The organism is Pseudomonas sp. AC172, from assembly GCF_979258595.1.
Genome location: NZ_OZ409868.1, coordinates 4,369,577 through 4,391,628, shown reverse-complemented (window position 1 = coordinate 4,391,628; position 22,052 = coordinate 4,369,577). Strand labels below are relative to the sequence as shown.

Sequence of the window (22,052 nt, the reverse complement as noted above, 5' to 3'; positions counted from 1 at the left end):
GACCGCGAATGCGGGCGCCAGCCAATCGCTAAAGCGTCTAGACCAATGTCGGGGTATGGCCTTTACCGCCAGTAGCGCTAAACTCGGGGTGGCTGTCTTTCTTGTCCACCCTGGCTGGAATAATAAAATGAAAAATAATAATAGCCTGCTACGCCACTTACCCTGGCTATTGCTGGCAATCGTAGGAGCGTGCGCCCTGGGCGTAGTGGCATTGCGCCGCGGCGAGGCGATCAACGCCTTGTGGATCGTGGTCGCTGCCGTGGCCATTTATCTGGTTGCGTACCGTTACTACAGTCTGTTCATCGCCACCAATGTGATGCAACTGGACCCGCGTCGGGCCACCCCCGCCGTGCTCAACAACGATGGTCTGGACTACGTGCCGACCAACAAACACATTCTTTTCGGTCACCACTTCGCCGCGATCGCTGGCGCCGGCCCTCTGGTCGGCCCGGTTCTGGCCGCGCAGATGGGCTACTTGCCCGGCACACTCTGGCTGATTGCCGGCGTGGTGCTGGCGGGCGCGGTGCAGGACTTCATGGTCCTGTTCATGTCGACCCGTCGCAACGGTCGCTCCCTGGGCGACATGGTGCGTGAAGAAATGGGCCGCATTCCCGGCACCATCGCCCTGTTCGGCTGCTTCCTGATCATGATCATCATCCTCGCGGTGCTGGCATTGATCGTGGTTAAAGCGCTGGCCGAGAGCCCGTGGGGCATCTTCACCGTGATGGCGACTATCCCGATTGCGATGTTCATGGGTATTTACATGCGCTACATCCGCCCGGGTCGTATTGGCGAAATCTCCGTGGTCGGCGTGTTGCTGCTGCTCGGTTCGATCTGGCTCGGCGGGCAGATTGCCGCTGATCCGGTGTGGGCCAAGGCGTTCACCTTCACCGGCGTGCAGATTACCTGGATGCTGGTCGGTTACGGTTTCGTCGCGGCATCGCTGCCGGTCTGGCTGATTCTGGCGCCGCGTGATTACCTCTCCACCTTCCTCAAGATCGGCACCATCATCGCCCTGGCGATCGGTATTCTGGTGACCATGCCCGAGCTGAAAATGCCGGCGCTGACCCAGTTCGTCGACGGCACCGGCCCGGTGTGGAAGGGCGGTCTGTTCCCGTTCCTGTTCATCACCATCGCTTGCGGTGCGGTTTCCGGTTTCCACGCGCTGATTTCTTCGGGCACCACGCCGAAGCTGCTGGATAACGAAACCAACGCCCGTTACATCGGTTACGGCGGCATGCTGATGGAGTCGTTCGTGGCGATCATGGCCATGGTTGCCGCTTCGGTGATCGAGCCAGGCGTGTACTTCGCCATGAACAGCCCGGCCGCTGTGGTCGGCAGTGATGTCGCTTCGGTTGCGCAAGTGGTTTCCAGCTGGGGTTTTGCGATCACGCCGGAAGCGCTGCAAGCGGTGGCGCATGACATTGGCGAAACCACCATTCTGGCCCGTGCCGGTGGTGCGCCGACCCTGGCGGTCGGTATCGCGCAGATCCTGCACAGTGTCCTGCCGGGTGAAAACACCATGGCATTCTGGTACCACTTCGCGATCCTGTTCGAAGCGCTGTTCATCCTGACCGCTGTCGACGCCGGTACCCGTGCCGGTCGTTTCATGCTGCAGGATCTGCTCGGCTCCTTCGTGCCGGCACTGCGACGTACCGAATCGTGGACTGCCAACCTGATCGCCACCGCCGGTTGTGTGGCGATGTGGGGCTGGTTGCTGTACCAAGGCGTGATCGATCCACTCGGCGGCATCAACACCTTGTGGCCGCTGTTCGGTATCTCCAACCAGATGCTGGCCGGTATCGCGCTGATGCTCGGCACTGTGGTCCTGATCAAAATGAAGCGTCAGCGCTACATTTGGGTCACCCTGCTGCCAGCGGCCTGGCTGCTGATCTGCACCACGACTGCCGGCTTCATCAAACTGTTCGATGCCAACCCGGCGATCGGCTTCCTGTCGCTGGCCAAGAAGTACAGCGATGCGCTGGCCAACGGTCAGGTGCTGGCACCGGCAAAAAGCGTCGAGCAGATGCAGCACGTGATCTTCAACGCCTACACCAACGCAACGCTTACTGCGCTGTTCCTGTTCGTGGTCTTCAGTATCCTGTTCTATGCGCTCAAGGTCGGCATCGCCGCCTGGGGCAAAAAAGAGCGCACGGATAAAGAATCGCCATTCCAGGCCCTGCCGGATGCGTAATCAGAGGATTGCACCATGTTCAATGACCTGAGTCGCCTCGGTAAATACCTCGGTCAGGCCGCGCGCCTGATGGTCGGCATGCCCGACTACGACACCTACGTCGAGCATATGCAAACCAAGCACCCGGACAAACCGGTGATGAGCTACGAGATGTTCTTTCGCGAACGTCAGGAAGCCCGTTACGGTGGCAAGGGTGGGCCGAAGTGCTGTTGAGCTGACAGCCAGCGGTTAAGGTAATCCCCTGTGGGAGCGAGCCTGCTCGCGAAAGCGGTGTGTCATCGAGCAATGATGTCGACTGACACGACCCCTTCGCGAGCAAGCTCGCTCCCACAGTTGTTTTTGTGTTGTTCATTCATTTTGTGAAGGGGATCTGTTTTGTCTTCTCCCATACCTGTCACGGTACTCAGCGGTTTCCTCGGTGCCGGCAAGACCACCTTGCTGCGCCATATCTTGAAAGCCGAGCACGGCCTGAAAATCGCCGTGATCGAAAACGAATTCAGCGACGCCGGTATTGACACTCAGTTGCTGGGTGACGAGCCGGTGCAAGTCATGACCCTGGCCAACGGCTGCGTCTGCTGCACCATTCACACCGACCTGACCAAAGCCCTGTACCTGCTGCTCGAACGGCTGGACAGCGGCGAAATCGCCTTTGATCGTCTGGTCATCGAGTGCACGGGTCTGGCCGATCCGGCACCGGTGGCGCAGACTTTTTTCATCGACGAAGAATTGCGCGAGCGTTACCTGCTCGACGGCATCATTACCCTGGTCGATGCCGCGCATGCGGATGTGCATCTGAGCCAGACCATCGCTCAGGCGCAGATCGGTTTCGCCGACCGCTTGCTGGTGAGCAAGACCGATCTGGTGGACGAAGCCACGTTCACCGCGCTGAGCGAACGCCTGACGCGGATCAACCGGCGCGCGCCGATCCGTGTGGTTGAGCACGGCAACATCGATCTGGCGGTATTGCTCGACGTGCGCGGCTTCAACCTCAATGCTGATCTCGGCGGTGGTTTGAGCTTGCGCCCAGTGAACAAGGCGCCGTCGATTGATCGTATTTCCAGTCTGGTATTGCGTACTGATCAGCCGCTGGATATCGATCAGCTCAGCGAGTTCATGAATGAACTGCTGGAAGAACACGGCAAACAATTGCTGCGTTACAAGGGCGTGCTGAACATTGCCGGTGAGGATCGGCGCTTGGTGTTTCAGGGCGTGCTGAAACTCTATGGTTTCGACTGGGACACCGAATGGGCCGAGGGTGAGGCGCGGGAAAGTGTGATCGTGTTTATTGCTGATGACTTGCCGGAAGAGAAGATTCGGGCGGGGTTTGCCAAAGTCGCTTCTGCCTGATGGATCTTGGTTGTCAGTGATGGCCTCTTCGCGAGCTTGCTCGCGAAGGCGGTCTAACCGACAGCGCAATGCTCAAGGTCTGAACCCAGCAATGTCTGCTCAAGATGATCCATGTGCTGATTCATCAGCATTCCGGCTTTGGACGCATCACCTCGCTCCACCGCCTCAACTAACGCCAAATGCTCCCGCCACGCGCAACAGCTGAGCGTCAGCGACGAACTTCGCGCAATCGCCAATGACGTCAAAGGCACCAGACTGCCAAGAAAATGCGCCAACGGTGCATTCCCCGCCATTTGCGCCAATTGCAGATGAAACTCCCCGGACAAGCGAATCGCTGCCCCACGCCGGTCCTGCTCGACAGCCTGATGCTCGCGCTCAATCAACCCGCGCAAGCGTTTCAAGTCTTCGGCCTGCGGACGTTGGCAGGCCAGACGCACCAAGGTGTTTTCGGCCAGCCGTCGCGCATGCAGAGCCTGCCGAGTCTGTTCCCGATCAGGTGCCGCCACCCGTGGCCGGTGATTGGCCCGCAACACAATGACGTGCTCATGGGAAAGTTGAGTCAGCACCCGCCGCACATCCGCACGACTGACGCCGAACATCTCTTTGAGGCTGTCCTCAGTAAAACGGCTGGCCGAATCGATGCGCTGTTCGAGAATCGCATCAAGCAGCCGCGGATACAGATCCTCCGCCGGTGCGCGCAGGCGGGAGAAGGGCAGGGGCGTCGTGGTCTGGCGAGTGTGCGACGCGGCAGCGAAACTGTTCATGGCCTGTCTCCAATAGGAATCAGCGACTCAAGTTGTCTTCTGGAATATTCAGTTCGATGCCCATGCGCTGACCTTCGCGCAAAATGTGCCGACGCATTTCGGCGCTGGCCTGGGCGCTGTTCTTGCTGCGGATGGCGCGCACCACGGCTTCGTTTTCCTCGAGGCGTTCAGCCAGATGTTGTGGAGAATTGCGCAGCACTTCGGCGCTCTGCTTGAGGGCGTTGCTGGTCTGCTGCTCCACGCTCTGGAAAATCGGGTTGGACGTCAGCGTGAACAGCTCTTCATGAAAGGCGATGTAGGCGTTGACCCCGGCCTCACTGTCGCCGGCTTCAAGGGCTTCGCGCATGTCCATCAGGGTCAGGCGCAACTGGCCGACTTCCTTGCTGCTGATCGACTGCGCAACCAGACCGACGATGAATGGCTCAAGGGTGTAGCGCAGTTGCAGCACGTCTTCGAGGCTGGCACCGGCGACTGCGCTGTCGTGGCTTTGGCTGGTGCTCAGTTGCGCGTCGAGCACGACCACGCCCTTGCCCGGCATCGAACGCACCAGGCCGAGGGTTTCCAGGACGATCACCGCTTCACGCAGGCTCGGACGGCTGATGCCCAGTTGTTCGGCCAGTTCGCGCTGGCCCGGCAGCATGTCGCCGGAGCGCCATTGGCCACGGGCGAGGGCGGCGCGGAGTTTTTCTACGACTGAGTTGACGACGGTTGATGTGGTAATCACTTGTCTTGCTCCATGTGCCTGCAGGGGCGCCGCAAATCAGGATCAAAGATCGCAGCTTGCAGCAGCGCCTCCAGGGTTTAAATCAGAACTCCTGCTGGTGCGCCGGAGTTGCTGTTTTACGCGGTTGAAAGGTGTAGCCCTGCTGACCGCTGAGTACTTTGTTGGCGCGTTGTACGTCGATGTCTTTTTCCCAACGGGCGATGGCGACGGTGGCGACGCAGTTGCCGATGAGGTTGGTCAACGCACGGCCGATGCCCATGAACCAGTCCACGGCCAGCACCAAGACCAGACCCACTACCGGGATCGCCGGAATGGCGGTCAACGTAGCGGCGAGGATCACCAGCGCCGAGCCGGGAATACCGTGGGCACCTTTGGAGGTGATCAGCGACACCAGCAGAATCGTCAGCAAATCGGTCATCGCCAGTGGCGTGCCGGTGGCGTTGGCGATGAAGACGATGGCCAGGGTCAGGTAGATCGAGAAACCGTCGAGGTTGAACGAGTAGCCGGTGGGAATCACCAGACCCACGGTCGAGCTGCCGATGCCCAGGTGTTCGAGTTTGCGCATGATCTGCGGCAGCACCGCGTCGGACGACGCCGTACCCATGACGATCAACAGTTCTTCACGCAGGTACTTGAGCAGCGGCCACATACGCAGGCCGGAGGCGCGCATCACCAGACCGAGAATCACGCTGACGAACGCGATGCAGGTCAGGTAGAACAAACCGACCAGACTGCCAAGGTGTTGCAGGGAATCCAGGCCATATTTGCTGGTGGTGAAGGCGATGGCGCCGAACACGCCGATCGGCGCCAGACGCACGATCATGCCCATGATTCGGAAGATCACATGGCTCAGTTCGTTGATCAGCCGGGAGATGCCGGAAGCCGCTTCACCGACCAGATTCAACGCGCTGCCGAACAGCACCGAGAACAGCAGTACTTGCAGAATGTTGTTGTCGGCAAAGGCACCGATAACCGAAGTCGGGATCAGGTCCATCAGGAACTGCGTGGTGGTGTGCATATGCTGGCCGCGTTCGGCGAGATCACCCATGTCGGCGGTCGACAGTTGCTCCAGATGAATATTCGCGCCGCTGCCAATACCAGTGCTGAAGGCGAACACCAGGCCGATCACCAAGGCGATCGTGGTCAGTACTTCGAAGTAGATCACCGATTTCAGGCCGATGCGCCCGACCTTTTTCAGATCGCCGGCCCCGCTGATGCCGCTGACCACCACGCAGAACACGATGAGGCCAATGAGCATCTTGATCAGTTTGATGAAGCCGTCGCCGAGCGGTTTGAGCTGGGCCGAGTATTCAGGAAGGGTCAGCCCGCAGACGATGCCCAGCATCAGTCCGAGAACCACTTGGAGGAAGATTGAACGCGAGCACCATCTGAGCATGGGAGGAATCCTGGTCGGTGTCCTGGCTGCCGTGCGCGGGGCGCATCAGATTCAGGACTTAATTATTGTGGTCTTACCGGTATGTCCAGTGCAGGCGCAGTCTAGGCGCTGAATTTCTTTGATCGCAAGTGAAAAATGATGAATTGGCATGACCGGTCTGACCAGTTGTGCGGCAAGTCCCATTCTTGAGCGGTTCATGCGTTTGAAAATATTCAGGCGAAAAAAAACCGGCCAATCACTTGGCCGGTTTTTCATGCTGCAGATTTAACGTCGCAATTAAGCGCCGTATACCGGCAGTTTCTTGCAGATGGCTTTGACTTTCTCACGAACGGCGTCGATCACCGCTTCGTTGTTCAGGTCAGCCAGGATGTCGCAGATCCAGCCGGCCAGCTCTTTGCACTCGGCTTGCTTGAAGCCGCGAGTGGTCACAGCCGGGGTACCGAAGCGCAGGCCGGAAGTGACGAACGGCGAGCGTGGATCGTTTGGCACGGAGTTCTTGTTCACGGTGATGAACGCTTTGCCCAGAGCGGCGTCGGCGTCTTTACCGGAGATGTCCTGCTTGATCAGCGACAGCAGGAACAGGTGGTTCTTGGTACCGCCGGAAACCACGTCGAAACCGCGCTCGATGAACACTTCGGCCATGGCTTGGGCGTTCAGTACCACTTGTTCCTGGTAGGCCTTGAACTCTGGCTGCAGCGCTTCCTTGAAGCAGATCGCTTTAGCGGCGATCACGTGCTCCAGCGGGCCACCCTGGGCGCCCGGGAATACCGCGGAGTTCAGCTTCTTCTCGATGTCGGCGTTGGCACGAGCCAGGATCAGGCCGCCACGTGGACCGCGCAAGGTCTTGTGCGTGGTGGTGGTCACGACGTCAGCGAAAGGCACCGGGTTCGGGTAAACACCAGCGGCAACCAGACCGGCTACGTGAGCCATGTCGACGAACAGGTAAGCACCGACTTTGTCGGCGATGGCGCGGAAGCGTGGGAAGTCGAGAATCTGCGAGTAGGCAGAGAAACCGGCCACGATCATTTTTGGCTTGTGTTCTACAGCCAGACGCTCGACTTCGTCGTAGTCGATCAGGCCGTTGGCGTCGATGCCGTACTGCACAGCGTTGTACAGCTTGCCGGAGGAGGAAACGCTGGCACCGTGGGTCAGGTGACCGCCGTGAGCCAGGCTCATGCCCAGAATGGTGTCGCCACCTTGCAGCAGGGCCAGGTAAACGGCGGCGTTGGCTTGCGAACCGGCGTGCGGTTGAACGTTGGCGTAATCGGCGCCGAACAGCTCTTTGGCGCGGTCGATGGCCAGTTGCTCAACGATGTCGACGTACTCGCAACCACCGTAGTAGCGCTTGCCTGGGTAGCCTTCAGCGTACTTGTTGGTCAGGACCGAGCCTTGAGCTTCCATCACCGCTGGGCTGGTGTAGTTTTCCGAAGCGATCAGCTCAATGTGTTCTTCCTGGCGCTGAGCTTCTTGCTCCATGGCGGCAAAAAGGTCGGCGTCGTACTTGGCAATAGTCAAATCACGGCTGAACATGGCGGTCCTCAAGGATCGGGGGCAGAAAAGGGGGGCATTCTAACCCAATGGGTTTTGGATGGCATATGAAACGACATCATGTCGCAGACAAGTGGCGTTCATGACAGATGTGCGGTGCTTTTGCTGGCCCCCACACTAACCGAGGCCAACCTGCGATTTTGTGATCGACATCAATCCCTGTGGGAGCGAGCCTGCTCGCGAATGCCGCGCCGCAGATCTTCAGTCAAACATGAACAACGCGTCATTGCTGAACTGCGCCTCAAACCGCCCCGCCGGCATCGGCCGCCCGAACAGATATCCCTGAACCTCATCGCAACCATGCTCACGCAGGAAGTCCAGTTGTTCATGGGTCTCCACGCCCTCGGCGATCACCGCCAGATTCAGGCTGTGCGCCATGGCGATGATCGCCCGGGCGATCTGCGCGTCCTGCTCACCCGACGGCAAGCCATCGACGAACGTGCGGTCGATCTTCAGCACGTCGATCGGGAATTGCTTGAGGTAGTTCAGCGATGAGTAACCGGTGCCGAAGTCGTCGACCGCAATGCTCAGCCCGAGGTTTTTCAGCCCGGCAAGAATCTGCATGGCCTCGCTGACTTCACGCATCAGGATACTTTCGGTCAGTTCCAGTTCCAGACACGCCGGCGGCAGGCCGGTTTCGCGCAGGATTGTGGCGATCCGCGTGCCGAGTTGGCCATCGGAGAACTGTCGCGCGGAGATGTTCACCGAGACCTTCGGCACGCGCACGCGGTTCTGGTGCCAGGTCTTGAGTTGGCGGCAGGCCTCGCTGATCACCCAGTCGCCTACGTCCACCACCAGACCGAGTTCTTCCAGCACCGGGATGAAGTCCCCCGGCGGCACCAGCCCGCGACGCGGATGACGCCAGCGCAACAGCGCTTCGGCGCCGGTCAGGCGTTTGCCGTCGCCGCTGAACTGCGGCTGGTAATACAGGACGAATTCGTTCTGTTCCAAGGCATGGCGCAAGTCGCTTTCCAACTCCAGACGTTCCAGCGCACTGGCGTTCATGTCGGCCTGATAGAACTGGAAATTGTTCTTGCCGCGTTCCTTGGCGTGGTACATCGCGGTGTCGGCGTTCTTCATCAACTGGCTGAGCTCGTTGCCGTCCTGCGGACTCAGGGCGATGCCGATACTGGCAGTGACGAAGAACTCGCGGCCTTCAAGTACGAACGGTCGGACCAGGCTGCCAAGGATCTGCTCGGCGACATGAATCGCCCGGTTCAGCGCCATTTCGCGGCTGGAACGATGTTGCAGCAGCAAGGTGAATTCGTCACCGCCCATACGTGCCACGGTGTCGTCATCGTCAACACAGGCCAGCAGGCGCGTGGCCATGTCTTTCAACATGCGGTCGCCGGCGGCATGGCCGAGGGAGTCGTTGATCGGTTTGAAACGGTCGAGGTCGAGGAACATCAGCACCACCCACGACTTCTGCCGCTCGGCCGATTGCAGCGCGGTGTGCAGGCGATCCTGGAACAGTGTGCGGTTCGGTAAATGCGTCAGGGCGTCGTAGTAGGCGAGGCGGTGAATCCGCTGTTCGCTGGCCTTGCGCTCGCTGATGTCGCTGAAGAAGCACACGTAACTGGCCAGATCGCCTTCGTCGTCGAGCACCGCGGTGATGCCGACCCACGCCGGATAATGCTCGCCATTACGCCGCTTCATCCAGACTTCGCCCTCCCAGGTGTTGTGCTGGTGCAATTGCTTGAGCACATACCGCAGGTGCGCGTCCTGTTGCTCATCGACGGTGAGCATGTTCGGCAACTGGTCGAGCACTTCGCTCACCGCGTAACCGCTGACGCGGCTGAAAGCCTCGTTGGCCTGGACGATGTAACCGGCCGGGTCGGTGATCAGGATCGCCGAGGTTGAGTGTTCGAATACCGTGGCGGCCATGCGCAGGTCTTTTTCGGCGCGGCGCTGCTGGCTGATGTCGCGACCGACACCAAGCACGCCTTCGAACGCGCCGTGCTCGTCCCACACCAGCACCAAACGCAGCTCGATCGGGATCTTGCGGCCATCGGCGCGCAGGCAGTCGAACAGGAACAACTGCGTCTGCACCTGATTGCGCAACACCGCCAGTTGCTCGGGTTTGTCCAGCGCCTTGCTGACCCGATCCATCAGCGTGTAGATGCCGCTCAGTTGCTGCGGGTTGGCGATGGTCGATTGCCAGCCGTTCTGGAAAATCCACTCGGCGTCGTAACCCAGCACGGCTTGCACCGATGGGCTGACGTAGTTCAGCGAGAGTTTGCTGTCGGTGGAGAAGATCACGTCGCTGATGCTTTCGGCGAGCATGCGATAACGCTGCTCACTGTCGCGCAGGGATTCGCTGGCCTCGATCTGTTCGGTGATGTCCTTGGCCACGCCGATGATCCGCGTGACCTGATCGTGTTTGTCGCGGGCCAGGGCTTGTTCGCGAATATCGAAGCGCCGCCACTTGCCGTCGCGATGACGGAAACGCAACTGGCATTGCAACAATTGGCTGTAACCGGCGTGGCGTTGCAACTGGCGTGAGCGATGGTAGTAGTCGGCATCTTCCGGATGCAGCAGGATTTCCCAGAAATACTCGCCCATCTGGTGCAGTTCGGTGCGGTTGTAGCCGAGGGTCTGGCCGAGGTGGTGGTTGCTGAAAATCATCCGCTGGCTGATCACGTCCTGCACGTACAGATGATCCGGCACGGTGCGTACCACGTCCGACCAGAAGCCCTCGCGTTCGAGCAGGGACAGTTCGATCAGTTTGCGACTGGTGATGTCGTTGATGCTGAGGATCACCGCTTTGTAGTCGTGCTGCTCGGTCGGCAGGCGCAACACCATCCACAGGTGCTGGTCGCGGCCATTGATGTCCGGCAGTTTGATTTCCAGTTCCAGCTGCTTTTGTTGCTGCAGCACGGCATCGAGGACTTGATTGCCGATCGCGCACTGGCGGTGCGGATGGCCATCGATCAACAGTTGCCAGGCATGCTCGCAGGAATTGACGTTGAGCAATTGCAACGCGACCTGGTTGACCTCGGTGACGCGCAGTTCCTGCAGCAGTTGCTGGCGTTGCTGCGGTTGGTCGAGCCAGGCCTTGAGCTGGTCGCTGGTCTGGATCTGCGCCTTGTCGAAGACCTGCTTCAGACCGGATAGATCAAGCACACAGAGGGCCACGCCGGTGCCTTCGAAAATGTCCTGATAGCGTCGGCGACCTTCGTGCAACTGGCGCTGGCGACGGCGCATGTTCAACAGCGCAATCACCGGCAGCATCGAGAACGCCAGACCCAACAGGCATTTGCCGATAAACGCCGGCAGCAGTTCTTCGAGCACGCGCTGACGGTCGAACAGGCCACGCAACTGCCAGTCGCTGCTGCTCAGTGGCACCGTCAGCACGGTGTTGGCCAGATCATCGGGTGTGAGCACGCCGGGCTTGGCCGAGGGCAGCGCTTCGTCGCGACTGATGATCTGATGGTTGATGCGGTTTTCCACCAGCCACAGGGGGCGCAGGCCGGTGTCACCCTGTTTGGTCAGCGAGTCGAAGAAGGTCGGGGTCAGGCGCAATGCCCAATAACCGCGTGTACTGCCGCTGGCCTGATGCAGCAATAGATGCACCACCGAGCCGTCATCGGCATTACTGAAATAGTGGGCCTGGGCGCGGCTGCGGCGCACCAGTTCGGTGAGGTAGTCGGCGTCGTGACTGTCGACGGCGCTGTCGCTGATGATCCGCCCGGAAGGACTGAGCAACGCCATGCTGCGCAGATCGGGCAGCGATTGCTGAAGCTTGCGCAGCAGCACCTGCTGTTCGTCGGCTGATTGCGGTTGTTCGACGATCGGTAACAGATTCAGGGCGATTTGCGCGTTCAGCGCCATGTTCAGACTGACCTGCGAGGCGAGGTCGGCGGTGTAGTCGATGGTGTACTGGCGCTGGTTTTTCTGGGTTTCGCGCAGTTGATCGAGCAATTGCCAGAACAGCAAGGCGAGCAACAAAAGCACGAGCGTCGCCAGCGCACCCTTTAATGTCCCGCGCAGGGACGAACCGGGCGCCGGTGGGGTGCTGCTCACAGAAGCTGGCGGAGTGACATTGGACAAGCTGTAATCCTGCGGTCTGGCTGGACTGGCGCGACGTGCACTATAAGCCGGACGCCCAAAGGGCGGCTAGCATGCCTTGAGTTGTGGCGAAGTGCCAGCCCCGCTCGGCTGGACTGCCTTCCGTCATTCAGGTAGCTTTGCCGGTTACGCGGGAGCGTTCCAGCTCCTAGACTCAGACTTTTTCAGCGCGCACGCATTGATAACCATCAAGTGAACGACGCGCATGGTCTGGCCGGGCATCGCCCGCGCTGCAATCATTCATCTGTCACTGACCCAAGGTTCTCCATGGCTCAATACGTCTTCACCATGCATCGGCTGGGCAAAGTTGTTCCGCCGAAGCGGGAAATTCTCAAAAACATTTCGCTGTCCTTCTTCCCCGGCGCCAAGATCGGCGTACTCGGCCTCAACGGTTCGGGTAAGTCCACGCTGCTGAAAATCATGGCCGGCGTCGACACCGAATTCGAGGGCGAAGCTCGTCCGATGCCGGAGCTGAACATCGGTTATCTGCCGCAAGAGCCACAACTTGATCCGACCAAGACCGTGCGTGAAGTGGTCGAGGAAGCGGTCAGCGTGATCAAGAACGCCCAGGCGCGCCTGGACGAGGTCTACGCGGCTTACGCTGAAGAAGACGCCGACTTCGACAAACTGGCTGCCGAACAGGCCAAGCTCGAAGCGATCCTGCAGGCCAGCGACGGTCACAACCTCGATCGTCAACTGGAAGTGGCCGCCGACGCACTGCGTCTGCCGGCGTGGGACGCCAAGGTCGAATTCCTCTCTGGTGGTGAAAAACGCCGTGTGGCCCTGTGCCGCCTGCTGCTGTCTGCGCCGGACATGTTGCTGCTCGACGAACCGACCAACCACTTGGACGCCGATTCCGTTGCGTGGCTGGAGCACTTCCTGCACGACTTCCCGGGCACCGTGGTAGCGATTACGCACGACCGGTACTTCCTCGACAACGTCGCCGGCTGGATTCTGGAACTCGACCGCGGCGCAGGCATTCCGTACGAAGGCAACTACTCGGGTTGGCTCGAAGCCAAGTCCGATCGTCTGGCGGCCGAATCCAAGCAGCAGTCGGCCCACGAAAAAGCCATGAAAGAAGAGCTGGAGTGGGTGCGCAAAGGCGCGAAAGCCCGCCAGTCGAAATCCAAGGCACGTCTGCAACGCTTCGAAGAAATGCAATCGCAGGAATTCCAGAAGCGCAGCGAAACCAACGAGATCTACATCCCGGCCGGTCCACGCCTGGGCGACAAGGTCATCGAGTTCAAGAACGTCACCAAGGGCTACGGCGATCGCGTGCTGATCGACAACCTGTCGTTCTCGATGCCGAAGGGTGCCATTGTTGGCGTGATCGGCGGTAACGGTGCCGGTAAGTCGACCCTGTTCCGCATGCTGATGGGCAAGGAAACACCGGATTCGGGCAGCATCGAAGTCGGCGAAACCGTGCAACTGGCCTGCGTCGATCAGAGCCGCGATGACCTGGATGGCAGCAAGACTGTGTTCCAGCAAATCTCCGACGGTTCCGACCAGATCCGCATCGGCAGCTACGAGATTCCGTCGCGTACTTATGTCGGTCGCTTCAACTTCAAGGGCGGCGATCAGCAGAAGTTCGTCAAGGACCTGTCCGGTGGTGAGCGCGGTCGTCTGCACCTGGCGCTGACCCTGAAGGAGGGCGGCAACGTCCTGCTGCTCGACGAACCGTCCAACGACCTCGACGTTGAAACCCTGCGTTCCCTGGAAGAAGCCCTGCTGGACTTCCCGGGCGCCGCCATTGTGATCTCTCACGATCGGTGGTTCCTTGACCGCGTGGCGACACACATCCTGGCGTACGAAGACGACTCGCAAGCGATCTTCTTCGAAGGCAACTACACCGAGTACGAAGCCGATCGTAAAAAGCGACTCGGCGAAGCGGCTGCCCAGCCACACCGCGTGCGTCACAAGAAACTGGCCTGATTCGGGTTGGTTGCATGAAAAAGCGGAGCCTTCGGGCTCCGTTTTTTTTGCCTGGTTTTTGGGGAGTACCGAGATGACCCCTTCGCGAGCAGGCTCGCTCCCACATTTGAAATGCATTTCCCTGTGGGAGCGAGCCTGCTCGCGAAAGCGGTATGACTTTTGGTGCAGCTCTCAACTGTGGTCTCACCATTCAGGTGCAAAATCGGCTAAAAATTCTTCTAATTTATATCCTGTGCACCATTTAATTTCATAACTGCGACATTTTGCTCTGTTCCTGTGCGCATTTCGTTTGTTACAGTCCGGCCCAATCTCCTCCAACGACAATAAATTTGCCGAGACTTTTTCCATGATCGAATCCGTCGAATCCTTCCTCGCCCGCCTGAAAAAACGCGACCCGGACCAACCCGAATTTCACCAGGCCGTCGAAGAAGTCCTGCGCAGCCTGTGGCCGTTTCTTGAAGCCAATCCGCATTACCTGACCTCGGGGATTCTGGAGCGCATCTGCGAACCGGAGCGTGCCGTGGTGTTCCGTGTGTCATGGGTCGACGATCAGGGCAAAGTGCAGGTCAATCGCGGTTTTCGCATCCAGATGAACAGCGCCATCGGCCCGTACAAGGGCGGCTTGCGTTTCCACCCATCGGTGAACCTGGGCGTGCTGAAATTCCTCGCCTTCGAACAGACTTTCAAAAACTCCCTGACTTCGTTGCCCATGGGCGGCGGCAAGGGCGGCGCGGACTTCGATCCGAAGGGCAAGAGCGACGCTGAAGTCATGCGTTTCTGCCAGGCGTTCATGAGCGAGTTGTATCGCCACATTGGCGCCGACGTTGACGTGCCGGCCGGTGATATCGGTGTCGGTGCGCGCGAGATCGGTTTCCTGTTCGGCCAGTACAAACGCCTGAGCAACCAATTCACTAGCGTCCTTACCGGCAAAGGCATGACCTACGGCGGCAGCCTGATTCGTCCGGAAGCCACCGGTTTTGGCTGCGTGTATTTCGCTGAAGAAATGCTCAAGCGTCGCGGGCAGACCGTTGAAGGCAAACGCGTGGCGATTTCCGGTTCCGGCAACGTTGCGCAATACGCCGCGCGCAAAGTCATGGATCTGGGCGGCAAGGTGATTTCCTTATCCGACTCCGAAGGCACGCTGTACTGCGAAGCCGGGCTCAGCGAAGAGCAGTGGCTGGCGCTGCTGGAACTGAAAAACGTCAAGCGTGGGCGCATCAGCGAACTCGCCACAGCCTTCGGTCTGGAATTGCGCGCCGGTCAGTTGCCGTGGTCGTTGCCGTGCGACATCGCGCTGCCGTGCGCCACGCAGAACGAACTCGACGCCGAAGCCGCACGCACGCTGCTGCGCAATGGCTGTGTGTGCGTGGCCGAAGGCGCGAACATGCCGACGACGCTTGCGGCTGTGGATATCTTTATCGAGGCCGGCATTCTGTTCGCCCCGGGCAAAGCATCCAACGCCGGCGGCGTGGCGGTGAGCGGTCTGGAGATGTCGCAGAACGCCATGCGTCTGCTGTGGACGGCGGGCGAGGTCGACAGCAAGCTGCATGCGATCATGCAGTCGATCCACCACGCTTGCGTGCATTACGGCGAAGAAAACGGGGGGATCAACTACGTCAAGGGCGCGAACATCGCCGGCTTCGTCAAAGTCGCCGACGCGATGTTGGCGCAGGGTGTGGTTTAAGCCGGTTCGATACGGATCACTTCGATCACTTGATCGCCGGCGGGGCGCTGCCACAGCACCTCGTCATTGAGTCGGGCGCCAAGCAGCGCCCGGCCCAAGGGCGAGCCCCAATTGATCAGGCCCTTGCTGGCATCGGCCTGATCTTCGCCGACCAGTTGCACCCGGCGTTCGGTGTCGTGTTCGTCGGCGTAGGTCACCCAACTGCCGATCTGCACTTTGTCTCTGGACGTTGCCGGGATGGCGACCTGGGCGCTGCTCAGGCGCTGGTTGAAATAACGCAGATCCCTTTGCAAATCAGCCAGGCGCTGTTTGTCCGCCTGCTCACCCTTGGCCGCTTGTTCTGCGTGCAGGTTTTGCAGCTCGGCGACTTTTGCCTGCAACTGCGCCAAGCCTTGTGGCGTGACGTAATTGGGTTGCTCGCTGACCTGCCGTTCAACCGGTTGATCGGCTTGTGCGGCGGCGTTGTCTTCGTTGACGAAAGCACGGCTCATGGGTTCCTCCTCGTATGAGGTTTGGGCCATGCTCGCAGGCATTTGGTTTCACTGGATGTCTGCAAGCGACCTATGGCGAGCGATAAGCCCGCCCGGCGTCCTGATCTTTCTGTTGCTGCCAGGCGCGCTCGCGTTCATCCCAGTGTTCGTTGCGATACTCTTCGCGACCCTTGTTTTCCAGCATCGCCTGACACTGGCGAAAGCCATCGGTCCAGCCGTCGGCGTATTGCTTGTCCTTGAGATAACGCGGCACGTTCTTGCGAAATTCGCCGCTGATCGAACCGGCGGCCTGGCGACCGCTGACACAACCATCATCAAAGCCGTCGGCGAAGGCCGGTGGATAACCCTTGGCGATCAAATCGTCATGAGTGGTCTGGCAACCGCCCAGCAACAACACAACACCCAGCAATCCCGCACACCGCCACATCGCACTCTCCCGCGCCGGTTGTCCGGCCTATGGGGAAAGTCTAGAAGGGGATTCATGACACGGCTGTCGAAGCCCCGTGAAAAATCCATCAACACCACAAATTCCCTGTGGGAGCGAGCTTGCTCGCGAAGGCGTCCTGTCAGGCGATTTTAATATCGACTGACCCACCGCTTTCGCGAGCAAGCTCGCTCCCACATTGGTTCTGTGTTGTGTTCGGAGTCAGTAGTGATACCACTTCACTTCGAGCATGACCTCGGTTTCCGGGGTCGCGAGATGGCTGAACTCCCGCTGCGCACTCAGGCGCAAACCGAGGTTGCGTGACAATTCCCACTGCTGATTCAGACTCAGGCTACGGCGCACTTCGCCATTGAAGAAATAATCACCCTTGGCTTCCAGGCTGAGATTGCCCAGGGGGTTTTTCCACAGCACGCCGGTATTGAAGCCGCCGGCGGGGGACACGAACTCGGCGAAATCATTGTTGTGTTCAACCCGCATGGTGCCGAGGGCAAAACCCAGCACATCGTCGCCCAACGCCCACGTACCACCGCCGCCACCGTTGACGTGGCTGACCAGCGTCTCGTCATCATGCTTGCCCGGCACCCGCTCAAGCCCACCGGTCACCTGCCACGACAGCGGTTGCAGCAGCTCATTGCGCGGCGTCAGCGAACGAATCGTCGCCAGATCCAGTTGCTGGAACTGCCAGTGGTTGCCTTCATACTGACGCAACTTCATCTGCAGGATTTCGATCTGCGCGCCGAGAGGGAAGCTCTCGGCGTTGTCGTTGAGATCGTGATAGGCCATGCGTAAACCGTACTCGCCGAACGCCCGGTCGCCGCGGGTGCCGAGACCGGCTTGCCAGGTACGCGATTCGTGGCCATCTTCAGGCAGGCCCGGTTGTGGGATTTGCAGCTCTGGCGCGGGGTTCTTGTTGATCGCCCGCAGCAGTTCGAAACTGCGCTGTGCCCGTTGCGGATCGCGTTCCTGGCCGTTGGCGCGGTAGCGCTCCAGACGATACGCCGCATCAATGATCAACGCCTGACGGTCGCGAGGCAGGGCTTTGAAGGTCGGGTCTTGCAACACTTGTTGATCGGCGCTGACGTTCAGCACCCATTGCTGTTCTTCATCGCTGAGCGGCTCGGCACGGCTGAGCAATTCACGCTCGCGCGATGGCCGGTATTCGATACTTTCCACCAGTCCGGCTTCCTTCACCGCTTTGACGGTGTCGGTGGGGATCGCGGTCAGCGGGAATTGTTCGGTCAGGCGCAGGCTCGGGCGTGCGACCTGCAACAACTCAAGCAGACGATACGAGCAGTTTTCATCGAAGAAGAAATAGTCGAACTGGATCTGCTTCAGCTCCCACACATGCTCGACCATGCGCGCGGTTTCTTCCTGGGTCAGGTTGAGCCGGTATTCCCACAGATCACGGTTTTCCAGGCTGCGGTACTCGGAGAGCTTTTCCTGATATGGCACCAGTGCGAATAATCCCGGGTAACCGCCCATCAAACCTTTCCAGGCATACAGAATGCTATTGTCCGAGCCTTCGATGTAGGCACCGAAGTTGATCGCGTAGCTGAGCAGCGACGTCTTGTCGGCCTGTACATCGGCCTGATCGATGCGCAGCAGGGTGTGTCCGAACATCGATGACGGACTGTTCAAGTAAGCCGCCGGGAAGATCATCACCGCGCTGTGCGGCGAGACATCCTTGAACCACTTCTTGTATTCAGCACATTCCGGTGTCGGCAGATCGCTGAGATTGAGCTGGGCTTTCAGCCAGCGAGTACGTGCCGGATAAACGCATTGCGCATGTTGCTCGCCGAGGCTGGCCGGTGCGTACAGCGAGTGCACGGTGGCCGCCAGTTCATGATCGGGATGTTCATTGCCATCGGGCGCGAGAAAGAACTTCTTGTCGCTGACATAGCTGCGCCAGCCGCCGAGCTTGGCGGTTTCGTAGTGACCGAGGGAAATCCAGAAGCGGTCGTTGGCCAGTTGCTGCAAACGTTGAGGGTCGATGGTTGGCGCGGCGGACAGCGGGGCGCAGACACAGAGCGCCAGCCAGGCAAGGCGTTTGAGCATAGTCAGCAACTTGAACAGGAAAGAAATAAAGACCCAAGGAGGGACGGGCCAAAAAAACAAAACCCGCTTCCCGAAGGAAGCGGGTGGGGTCGAGCTTAAGCCTGAGTTGCGTACTTGGCCAGACGAGGATCCGATTTCAGTACGGCCAGGGTGTTGGTATGCACGTCTTCAGCGGTCACGTCAGCCTTGCTGAAGATCTGCTGGAAGTGCTCGTGAGTCACAGCAGCGAAGTGCGCGCGATCTTCCGGCGCCACGCCCAGTACCACGGCATAAGTCGTCAGCGCCTCGCCGTTGCCTTTGGCCATGTCTTCGGACAGCTCGTTCATCATGCCATTCATGGCAAACCAGGATTTGCCGCCGTAGGTCAGCGATGCGTTGGTCGAGCAACCGTTGGTGCCGGACGTCATCCCGAAGGTGGCGTTACCGGAAGTGCCGTTGGTGGTGGAAGCGAGGAAGTGCGCCGGGGTGCCACGCTGACCTTCGAACAGCATGTTGCCCCAACCGCAATCCGGGCCGCCTGGAGCTTGCGCCATTGCGTTGATGGATACAGCGGTGAAGAGAGTACCGAGAAGAATCCGTTTCATAGCTTTGTTCTCTTTGTGTGCATACCAATGGACAGGGTTCTGGCCCCCCAAGCTCTGTACGAAACAGATCCAAACGAAGCCAGTGGGCCGGTATTAGTTCCAGCCGCGCAGTTTGGAGTTTAGGCACGTTCCAGGGGTTCCGTGGTTTTTTGCAAAATATTTGGAATAAACCCCGGTTTCCGGGGGCGAGCCGCAGGCTTGGCTGGTTGTCTATGCTTTGTGGTGTGGCGCGCCTTGCCAGTGGGGCACGGGCAGCGCCAGAATGCCGCTATCTGCCCCGCCTGATTGTTAAGGAAGCCCGATGCCTGATCCTGTTGCTGCCAGCTTGCGTCTCGCGCCCGAAGCGCTGACCCGTCCGTTTTCCGCTGAACAGTTCAGCTTCACTACCACCAATGATCTGGAGCCCTTTCGCGGTGTGCTCGGCCAGGAACGCGCGGTCGAAGCCTTGCAGTTCGGTGTGGCCATGCCACGCCCCGGTTACAACGTTTTCGTCATGGGCGAGCCCGGCACCGGTCGTTTCTCGTTCGTCAAACGCTACCTGAAGGCCGAAGGCAAACGCCTGCAGACCCCGGCGGACTGGGTCTACGTCAACAATTTCGACGAGCCACGCGAACCGCGCGCCCTGGAACTGCCGTCGGGCACTGCCGGTGCGTTTATCGGTGACATCAACGGTTTGATCGACAACCTGCTGGCGACGTTTCCAGCGGTGTTCGAGCACCCGTCCTACCAGCAAAAGAAAAGCGCCATCGACCGCGCTTTCAACCAGCGCTACGACAAGGCTCTCGACATCATCGAGCGTCTGGCCCTGGAAAAAGACGTCGCCCTGTATCGCGACAGCAGCAACATCGCCTTCACGCCGATGCTCGATGGCAAAGCGCTGGACGAAGCGGAATTCGCCCAGTTGCCAGAGGTTGATCGCGAGCGTTTTCACGATGACATCTCTGGCCTCGAAGAGCGCCTGAACGAAGAACTCGCTAGCCTGCCGCAGTGGAAGCGTGAGTCGAACAATCAGCTGCGTTCGCTCAACGAAGAAACCATCACCCTGGCCTTGCAGCCGTTGCTGTCGCCGCTGTCGGAGAAGTACGCCGAGAACGCCGCGGTCTGCGGTTACTTGCAAGCCATGCAGGTGTACCTGCTGAAAACCGTGGTCGAGCAACTGGTCGACGACAGCAAGACCGACGCCGTTGCGCGCAAACTGCTGGAAGAGCAATACGCGCCAAGTCTGGTGGTCGGGCATCCGTTGAGTGGTGGTGCGCCGGTAGTGTTCGAGCCGCACCCGACTTACGAAAACCTCTTCGGTCGTATCGAATACACCACCGATCAGGGCGCGCTCTACACCACGTATCGCCAGTTGCGTCCGGGTGCCTTGCACCGCGCCAACGGCGGTTTCCTGATTCTTGAAGCGGAAAAAATGCTCAGTGAGCCGTTCGTGTGGGATGCGCTGAAACGCGCCCTGCAATCGCGCAAGCTGAAAATGGAATCGCCGCTGGGCGAGATGGGCCGTTTCGCCACAGTGACGCTTAATCCGCAGCACATTCCGTTGCAGGTCAAAGTCATCATCATCGGTGCGCGGTCGCTGTATTACACGCTGCAGGATCTCGATCCGGACTTCCAGGAGATGTTCCGCGTTCTGGTCGATTTCGACGAAGACATTCCGATGGTCGACGAGAGCCTGGAACAGTTCGCCCAACTGTTGAAAACCCGGACTTCGGAAGAAGGCATGGCGCCGCTCACCGCCGATGCGGTGGCGCGTCTGGCGACTTACAGTGCGCGGCTGGCCGAACACCAAGGGCGTTTGTCGGCGCGCATTGGCGATCTGTTCCAACTGGTCAGCGAAGCGGATTTCATCCGTCATCTGGCCGGCGATGAGATGACCGATGCCGGTCATATCGAACGTGCGCTGAAGGCCAAAGCCACGCGCACCGGGCGTGTGTCGGCGCGGATTCTCGACGACATGCTCGCCGGGATCATCCTGATCGACACCGATGGCGCGGCGGTCGGCAAGTGCAACGGTCTGACCGTGCTTGAAGTCGGCGATTCGGCGTTTGGTGTGCCGGCGCGGATTTCCGCCACGGTGTACCCGGGCGGCAGCGGCATCGTCGACATCGAGCGTGAGGTTAACCTCGGCCAGCCGATCCACTCCAAAGGCGTGATGATCCTCACCGGGTATCTGGGCAGCCGTTACGCTCAGGAATTCCCGCTGGCGATTTCCGCGAGCATCGCTCTGGAGCAATCCTACGGTTACGTCGATGGCGACAGTGCGTCGCTGGGCGAGGCGTGCACGTTGATTTCGGCGCTGTCGAAAACCCCGCTCAAGCAGTGCTTCGCGATCACCGGTTCGATCAACCAGTTCGGTGAAGTGCAGGCAGTGGGCGGAGTCAACGAGAAGATCGAAGGCTTCTTCCGCCTCTGCGAAGCACGCGGCTTGACCGGCGAGCAGGGCGCGATCATTCCGCAGGCCAACGTCGCCACGCTGATGCTCGATGAGAAAGTGCTGGCGGCGGTGCGTGCCGGGCAGTTCCACGTGTACGCGGTGCGTCAGGCCGACGAGGCATTGAGCTTGCTGGTGGGCGAACCGGCGGGTGAACCGAATGCCGATGGCGAATTCCCGGAAGGCAGCATCAACGCACGGGTGGTCGAGCGCTTGCGTGACATCGCCGAGATGATCAGCGAAGAAGATCTTAAAGAGGCTGAGAAGGAATTGGCCCAGGAAGCCCTGGCCGAAGCCAAACCGGCTTAAGCTTTAACGCGGTCAAAAACTGTGGGAGCGAGCCTGCTCGCGAAAGCGCTGCATCAGACGACGAATAAGTTGCCTGACAC

At 59.7% G+C, this 22,052-nt stretch carries 15 protein-coding genes; 6 read left to right on the top strand and 9 right to left on the bottom strand.

Annotated features, from left to right (window positions below):
• The first annotated feature begins 127 nt into the window (after positions 1–127).
• The 3 genes from ACZ0A4_RS19785 (at position 128) to yjiA (ending at position 3,541) form a co-directional block, all read left to right on the top strand.
• Positions 128–2,194: a carbon starvation CstA family protein gene (locus ACZ0A4_RS19785; protein WP_463576071.1), complete on the top strand. Its 2,067-nt coding sequence runs from the start codon at positions 128–130 to the stop codon at positions 2,192–2,194.
• Positions 2,195–2,209: 15 nt separating this feature from the next.
• Positions 2,210–2,407 (top strand): YbdD/YjiX family protein, encoded by a 198-nt coding sequence (locus ACZ0A4_RS19780; RefSeq protein ID WP_003228401.1) that lies wholly within the window; start codon positions 2,210–2,212, stop codon positions 2,405–2,407.
• Between the two features lie 162 nt (positions 2,408–2,569).
• Entirely contained in the window at positions 2,570–3,541 is a 972-nt protein-coding gene (gene yjiA, locus ACZ0A4_RS19775) for a GTPase (RefSeq protein ID WP_463576070.1), read from the top strand.
• A gap of 53 nt (positions 3,542–3,594) precedes the next feature.
• On the opposite strand, the gene ACZ0A4_RS19770 is transcribed toward yjiA, so the two are convergent.
• The 5 genes from ACZ0A4_RS19770 to morA all read right to left on the bottom strand — a co-directional run bounded on the left by ACZ0A4_RS19770 (position 3,595) and on the right by morA (position 12,023).
• Positions 3,595–4,305 (bottom strand): GntR family transcriptional regulator, encoded by a 711-nt coding sequence (locus tag ACZ0A4_RS19770; RefSeq protein WP_463576069.1) that lies wholly within the window; start codon positions 4,303–4,305, stop codon positions 3,595–3,597.
• Between the two features lie 19 nt (positions 4,306–4,324).
• Positions 4,325–5,029, bottom strand: a complete 705-nt coding sequence (locus tag ACZ0A4_RS19765) for a FadR/GntR family transcriptional regulator (RefSeq protein WP_463576068.1) — start codon at positions 5,027–5,029, stop codon at positions 4,325–4,327.
• Between the two features lie 82 nt (positions 5,030–5,111).
• Positions 5,112–6,425: a C4-dicarboxylate transporter DctA gene (locus ACZ0A4_RS19760; protein ID WP_160059488.1), complete on the bottom strand. Its 1,314-nt coding sequence runs from the start codon at positions 6,423–6,425 to the stop codon at positions 5,112–5,114.
• Between the two features lie 276 nt (positions 6,426–6,701).
• Positions 6,702–7,955, bottom strand: coding sequence for a serine hydroxymethyltransferase (gene glyA / locus ACZ0A4_RS19755; protein WP_007909785.1), 1,254 nt, complete (start codon positions 7,953–7,955; stop codon positions 6,702–6,704).
• Between the two features lie 219 nt (positions 7,956–8,174).
• Positions 8,175–12,023 (bottom strand): cyclic di-GMP receptor MorA, encoded by a 3,849-nt coding sequence (morA, locus tag ACZ0A4_RS19750; protein WP_463576065.1) that lies wholly within the window; start codon positions 12,021–12,023, stop codon positions 8,175–8,177.
• A 285-nt stretch (positions 12,024–12,308) separates the two neighbouring features.
• Between morA and ettA the strand changes: the two genes are divergently transcribed.
• Together ettA and gdhA are read left to right on the top strand one after the other, a co-directional pair.
• A complete protein-coding gene (gene ettA, locus ACZ0A4_RS19745; RefSeq protein WP_463576064.1) occupies positions 12,309–13,973 on the top strand; it encodes an energy-dependent translational throttle protein EttA in 1,665 nt (554 codons plus the stop codon).
• A 346-nt stretch (positions 13,974–14,319) separates the two neighbouring features.
• Positions 14,320–15,657, top strand: a complete 1,338-nt coding sequence (gdhA, locus tag ACZ0A4_RS19740; RefSeq protein ID WP_463576062.1) for an NADP-specific glutamate dehydrogenase — start codon at positions 14,320–14,322, stop codon at positions 15,655–15,657.
• On the opposite strand, the gene ACZ0A4_RS19735 is transcribed toward gdhA, so the two are convergent.
• From ACZ0A4_RS19735 to ACZ0A4_RS19720, 4 genes are all read right to left on the bottom strand, one after another.
• Positions 15,654–16,148: a GreA/GreB family elongation factor gene (locus tag ACZ0A4_RS19735; protein ID WP_463576061.1), complete on the bottom strand. Its 495-nt coding sequence runs from the start codon at positions 16,146–16,148 to the stop codon at positions 15,654–15,656. The two genes, gdhA and ACZ0A4_RS19735, sit on opposite strands and share 4 nt — an antisense overlap.
• Before the next feature lie 70 nt (positions 16,149–16,218).
• The gene (locus ACZ0A4_RS19730; RefSeq protein ID WP_463576060.1) at positions 16,219–16,575 is read right to left on the bottom strand and encodes a hypothetical protein; all 357 of its coding nucleotides are present in this window, start codon (positions 16,573–16,575) and stop codon (positions 16,219–16,221) included.
• Positions 16,576–16,794: 219 nt separating this feature from the next.
• Complete coding sequence (locus tag ACZ0A4_RS19725) at positions 16,795–18,648, bottom strand: Lnb N-terminal periplasmic domain-containing protein (protein ID WP_463576059.1); 1,854 nt, start codon at positions 18,646–18,648, stop codon at positions 16,795–16,797.
• A 95-nt stretch (positions 18,649–18,743) separates the two neighbouring features.
• Positions 18,744–19,232, bottom strand: a complete 489-nt coding sequence (locus ACZ0A4_RS19720; RefSeq protein WP_007909797.1) for a DUF3015 domain-containing protein — start codon at positions 19,230–19,232, stop codon at positions 18,744–18,746.
• Positions 19,233–19,533: 301 nt separating this feature from the next.
• Between ACZ0A4_RS19720 and ACZ0A4_RS19715 the strand changes: the two genes are divergently transcribed.
• On the top strand, positions 19,534–21,972 hold the full coding sequence (locus ACZ0A4_RS19715; protein ID WP_463555752.1) for a Lon protease family protein: 2,439 nt from the start codon (positions 19,534–19,536) through the stop codon (positions 21,970–21,972).
• Positions 21,973–22,052: the final 80 nt, after the last annotated feature.